The organism is Alphaproteobacteria bacterium, from assembly GCA_035625915.1.
Taxonomy (GTDB): Bacteria; Pseudomonadota; Alphaproteobacteria; order JACZXZ01; family JACZXZ01; genus DATDHA01.
Genome location: DASPOR010000084.1, coordinates 1 through 4,938, shown reverse-complemented (window position 1 = coordinate 4,938; position 4,938 = coordinate 1). Strand labels below are relative to the sequence as shown.

Genomic DNA, 4,938 nt, shown 5'->3' with positions numbered 1-4,938 from the left:
ACCGAAAGCTCACTCGCCCTGCGCGCTCCGCCGAACTTCGCCGCGGCCTGCCAGGGACTTTTTACCGGGCGTCTGTGACGACAAACAATCGCGCGCTCTTCGTCCGGCACTTTGGCCTTTACACAACTTCCGGCAGCTTGGCGATGGCAGCCGCTACTCGCCGCGCTTCATCGCGGCTAAGGAGCTTCACGATCAACCGGCGTCTGGGGTCGTCTTCGTAGTAGATGTAGGCCAGTTCCTGACCGCCTCGCGTTTTGACGACAAAGCAACTCGCCAGATCTTCCACTAGCCAAGGCGGCCGAAAATGCCGCCGCTCGGGCGCGGCATCATCGTGTGCGCGAGATGCGTGACGGCCGACAACAAGCGTGAGCAGATTCGCTGTTTTCATTTGGCAATGAAGGCAGAAATGCTCGCTGGACGATCATGGCGGCCAAGAGAAACAAGCGGAGGTTCCCTTTCCATATCGGCTTCAACCCGACGTAATCCGGACTTCGCACGAAACTCGTCATGGATCTGCTGAGAGGCGCCCGCCGAACCCGGAAATCGAGGCCGACTACCGGCCGCTTGTCCCCCTACCCCCGAGACCAGCATTAGAATCTACAGTCAGGGCCGAATTGCGTAAGTCGAGTGATCAATTGATGATGAATCGTCGCGCGCCGCAGGTGGCAATAACGACGCTGTCCATCATCATCTATCGCATTAATCCAACATTGGATTGTAGGAGAACGCACTTGCTTCCATGGCCGTGCTACTGATCAAAAATCCCGGCGCCTTGATCGATGTTGACCGCAACATGACGTATGGCTTGTCGTCAGAAAATAATCATTCACTGTAGCGGAAATGCCATGATGTCTCGAAGGATGCGCAACGTACTTCCTTGGGAGGCCATGCCGATGCGTCGCGTCCTCGGTATCTCGTCCGTCTTGACGCTCAACGACATAGGTCGCATCGATTTCGTGCACGCGCGGCGGATCGGCCACCGTTTGGGTCCCCCCGGGGGGGGTGGTGCAGATTGTTGCCAAAGACGATCGCCTTGCGTTTTCCCGACCAGGTACCCTTAAGGTCCGGAATATCGTCCTGCGCGCGCGGCAGTAACTACGGTGCCAAGCAGCATCAACGCGAAAAGAAACACCTCATCGCTTTCCTCCGCTTCGATCGATGCGGCTTCCGCCGAACCTCCCCTTTGCCCCTGTTCCGACGGCTAACGCGCGCGGCTGTGCTTTAGCGTTGCTATGGGCGGCTGGTGGGCTGATAGTATTCGCGACTGTGTGTAGGGAGGGGCATCCATGTCCACCTCCAATGACTACAGCAAATTGGCTGAAAAATGCTACCGCTTGGCCAGCGAGGCCAAGACCGAGGCAGATCGCATAGCGTGCCTCGAACTGGCGCAAAATTGGCTGGAAATGGCGTCGCGACGGGACGAAATGACTCCTGAGCAGATCGCTGAGGCCGAGAAACTTGAACGCGAACGCAAGGAGGCGCCTGAGGCACCTCAAGCTCCCGTGGGATTGCTGCGACGGCTGTTAGGACTTTTTCGTTACAATTCATGAGCGATCTGCAAAAGATGCTGCGCGCTGGCGCCGCAAGGTCACCGAACTCATAAAGGTGATTCATCAGGTGAAAGATGGAGCGCTGCGCAGCCCGTTTGGCGAGGACGCCAGATGGCACGAGAAGCTGTCGCATTGTTACCGCTGAACTGGGATTGATTCCAGCTTGGTTAGCTCGCCTGGGCGCGCCGCAGCACACGACGACAATTGAAAGGGTCTAGTCCGGAGCTGCGTCGGAGCAAGTTGAGCTGCGTCGGAGCGTTGAAATGAAAACCCCGGGACATCGCCCGGGGTTCACTTGCACTAATAGGATATAAGCATCAGGCAGGGATGACTTCACTCCTCGACCGCGGCCATCCCGGCTTGGGCGCCTGCGCTTCGGCGCCTAGCCTCCTCGGCGCCTGACACAACATAGCCACCGAGTACCGGGACGCGAACGCTCGGACATAGCGGCCAGGACTGCTCACTGCTGCCAATTGACAAATCCCAGTCGCGAGACCGAGATGTCGCTCAAAACTCAGCGGGGAGATACCCGTTGATCTCAAGGCCGACGCACATTTCGACGAGCGTTGGAGTTGTCCATGACATGGCGTGCTTTCCTTCCGTGTTACAGGGGACGGACGCTGCTATAAATTGGCTGCCGCAGCCAGAAGGGAAACAGAGTTTTGCCTGAGAAGCTTTGGGCAAATTGCCCGTTGCGCGGCGCCGCTTAACTTTAGGCCGAAGCCGCGCCATAGGTTTATATCGCTCAACCCCTCGAGCAATCTGTGGTTGCGGTAGGATGCGGTTACAGAACCCGCGATATGGCTCCTAATCTCGATCTCAAGTCGTCACTGACGCGCCGCGTGGTAGCCGTTGCCTTGCTTTGCTTTCTCATCGCTGCGGCACTCGCGCTATTCGGGACCTATCGTGACGTTCGCCAGCTCAACGAGCATGTCGCCGATTTGCTCGTTCGGCAGCTGCAGATCCAGCTTTCTCGCATCGAGATGAACAAAACCCTGGCGAACCGCTTCCCCGACTTGGATCTCGTAACTGAAGTCCTCCAGAGTGCGGGCCAGTGCGTAGAATACACCAGAGCGGATGGAAATCTCGCGCGATCGAGCTGTATCGGGTTCAATCGCAGCGTCGGCAAGCCGCCAGATTGGTTTGCCGCACTCTTCGATTGGATTCCCGCAGGGCAGGCCGACGTTGTTCGTCCTATTTCTTACCATGGCAAGACCTATGGAACGGTGACCGTCACCATGGAGAGTGCAGCCATTGTCGCCGCAATCTGGAAAGAAGTCTCAGGGCTTCTTGGGCTTACCGGGCTCGTCATCGGAGCGATTTGCATTTTGCAATATGGCGCAATTAGCCGAGCGCTACGTCCGACAAAGGATATTTTGGCCGGCCTCGACAGGCTGGCGCACGGCGATCTATCGTGCCGATTGCCGAACTTCCGGTTGATCGAGCTACAACGCATCAGCGAGGTGTTCAACACGCTCGCAGCAAGCCTCGACCGGACAACCCGCGAAAAGCGGGAGCTTGCTGCCAAGCTCGTCGACAATCAAGAGCAGGAGCGGCTCGATTTGGCGCGCGATCTGCACGATGAACTCGCTCAAAATCTCAGCGCCATGAGTGCGGTGGCGGCATCGATCAAGGCGACGGCCGAGACCGCGTGCCCCGCGCTCGTGCCGGAGGCAAACAATCTCTCGCGGATTTCGACGGCCGTGATGAGATCGCTCCGCGCCACTTTGCGGACGCTTCGTCCGCCTGAAATCGATGATTTTGGGCTCGCCGCCAGCCTTGCGACTCTGGCCAGGGATCAAGAACGGCAAGCCGAGGGGCAATTGAAAATTTCGCTCGAAATCGACGGCGACCTCCGCGTGCTGCCCCCCACGGCGGCGTCCCATGTCTATCGAATCGTCCAGGAGGGACTGACCAACATCAATAAGCATGCGCACGCCGGGCATGCGCGCGTCGCTCTCAACTTAAGTCGGGAGGCCGGGGAACACACCTCGCCTGCGCGACGTTGGCTGGCGCTGACGATCGAGGACGATGGGTGTGGAGCAGTTGAGAGCGGAATTGCCGCGCAAGGGAGCGGGCTGGGGCTCATCGGGATGCGCGAACGCGTGATGGCGCTCGGTGGAACACTGGATGTCATCGACCTCGACGATAAGGGCTTCAAGCTTCATGCTATGATTCCATTTGAAGCCCCCGTGGAACTCATCCAATGAGCCGGAAAACAATCCGAATCCTTATTGTGGACGACCACGCCGTCGTTCGCGAAGGCTACCGCTCGCTCCTCGCGAAGCACGAAGGCCTGATAGTCGTCGGCGAAGCCGGCGACGCTGCATCGGGCTATCGATGCTACAAGGATACACGGCCGGATGTCGTCATCATGGATATTTCGATGCCGGGCCGCGGCGGCATCGATGCAATCGAGCATATCCGCGAGTTCGACGCTCAGGCGCGGGTCCTTGTGTTCACGATGCATAGCGGGGCCGCTTACGCCCTGCAGGCCTTTCGCGCCGGGGCCAAAGGGTACATCACCAAAACTAGCCCACCCGACCTTCTCGTGAGGGCAGTGCGCGATATTGCCGAAGGCCGGCTCGCCATTTGTCCCGAGATCAGCGAGGCACTCGCATTTGATCGGGTGCAGGATGAAAAAACGGGACTGCACGGACTTTCACCGCGCGAGTTCGAAATTTTCCGCATGATCTTGGACGCTAAATCAACCGATGAGATCGCCTCGGCGCTGAACCTCAGCCGCAAGACCGTGGCGAACTACCACTATGCGATCAAGTCGAAGCTCGGCGTGGATACCGATATCGAGCTGCTCTATTTCGGTCTTCGGCAAGGTCTGGTTGAGCCCGTCTCCCCGGCAGCCGATTCCGGCAAATAGTCGTTCCGGTTTTTGCGAAGATCTCAGCTCTCGTATCTGGTGTTGCCGCGCCGGTTGGTGTCCAGCGGCAAGTCCATGAAAAGCGGCTGGTGGGCGCGCTGCGAACAGGCTTGGCGCGGGCAGACGTGGCAATTGATGCCGATTCGACTGAACATGCGCTCGTCGTCGACATTAAAGGCCGCCGCATAACCGAGCCTCTTCGCATGTTTGAGCTCGCAGCCGAGCGAGATAGCGAGCCGGTGGTCCTGCGTTTCGGAGTTGACCGCAGGACGATCGACAGTGCGGTTGATGGTGAAGAAGCGGTCGCCGTCCGGCATTTCGACGAATTGCGGAATGATGACGCCGGCCGAACGGAAGGCCATGTGCACCTTCCACACCGGGCAGGCGCCGCCGTATTCAGCGAGGTGGAACGAGGTGGAGTTGAACCGCTTGGTGACGTTGCCCGCTTTGTCGACGCGCAGGAAGAAGAACGGCACGCCCTCCGCGCCAGGCCGCTGCAGCGTCGTGAGA

General features: G+C 58.8%; 4 protein-coding genes. 3 read left to right on the top strand and 1 reads right to left on the bottom strand.

The genetic code is table 11. The annotated features are described in order from the left end of the window. Positions 1-1,286 precede the first annotated feature (1,286 nt). From VEJ16_07110 to VEJ16_07100, 3 genes are all read left to right on the top strand, one after another. Positions 1,287-1,550 carry a hypothetical protein gene (locus VEJ16_07110; protein ID HYB09422.1) on the top strand — a complete coding sequence of 88 codons (264 nt, stop codon included), beginning with the start codon at positions 1,287-1,289 and terminating at the stop codon, positions 1,548-1,550. An 800-nt stretch (positions 1,551-2,350) separates the two neighbouring features. Continuing rightward, on the top strand, positions 2,351-3,760 hold the full coding sequence (locus VEJ16_07105; protein HYB09421.1) for a histidine kinase: 1,410 nt from the start codon (positions 2,351-2,353) through the stop codon (positions 3,758-3,760). Next, positions 3,757-4,428: a response regulator transcription factor gene (locus VEJ16_07100; GenBank protein ID HYB09420.1), complete on the top strand. Its 672-nt coding sequence runs from the start codon at positions 3,757-3,759 to the stop codon at positions 4,426-4,428. Before VEJ16_07105 ends, VEJ16_07100 begins: the two co-directional genes overlap by 4 nt. Before the next feature lie 23 nt (positions 4,429-4,451). Here the strand turns inward: VEJ16_07100 and VEJ16_07095 are convergent. Then, on the bottom strand, positions 4,452-4,938 hold a 487-nt coding region (locus tag VEJ16_07095; protein ID HYB09419.1), incomplete at its 5' end, for a DUF2083 domain-containing protein.